This window comes from Vibrio sp. 1978 (assembly GCF_033344345.1).
The window spans coordinates 1-662 of record NZ_JAWPOP010000546.1 but is presented as its reverse complement, the minus strand read 5'-3'; the positions used below and the strand labels follow the sequence as shown (position 1 = coordinate 662).

1 pseudogene is annotated in these 662 nt (G+C 46.7%); it reads right to left on the bottom strand.

The window, feature by feature from the left end:
* Positions 1-113 precede the first annotated feature (113 nt).
* Positions 114-662, bottom strand: a pseudogene (locus R8N49_RS27745) (DUF4382 domain-containing protein); the annotation flags it as partial.

The window sequence follows — 662 nt, the reverse complement described above, 5'->3', positions numbered from 1 at the left end:
CGATAGCAATACGCCTTACATTAAGAAAGTACGAGTGGTATCGACGGTTCAATATTACCTTTCTGACTAAGTAAAAAGCCGCTCAGTACGAGCGGCTTTTTTAATATGGTGACTTAAAGAATGGGATTAATGTCCTGAGTTGTCAGCTCTGTCTCGACAACATCAACTGGCGTGTAGTGCTGGTAAATCAAGAAACCGTCTTCTGACGTTTCATGAGCGTCTGGCGTATCAATATACGCAGTACATGTGTAGCCAATGCTGTAAGTACCTGGGCCAATGTAACCAAACTCGTAGCTGTAGGTTGTATTGCCTTCTTCGTCTTGCGATTCATTCACGTTAGCTACCGCAACTGGCGCATTGAGTGGAGCTGTCGCGCCCATATCGCCCATGGTTGAGCGATCCATGGAACCCGCATACAGGTAAACAGAGTGAACGGCAGGCACATCATGAATCGCGTTCCATGCCGCACTGTCTGCTTCGCAAGCTTGGTATTGAACGTTACTTACCGTGCCAGCGATATGGCCTGAATCTGATGCGTTCACCAAACTTACGGCATTCGAGTTCATGTTCATATGATCTTGGCCGACTGGATCCGCCAGACCTTTACGCAAATCAAACTCTACAACGTAGCAATTGTGCCCAGTATGAACTTTTACATACTG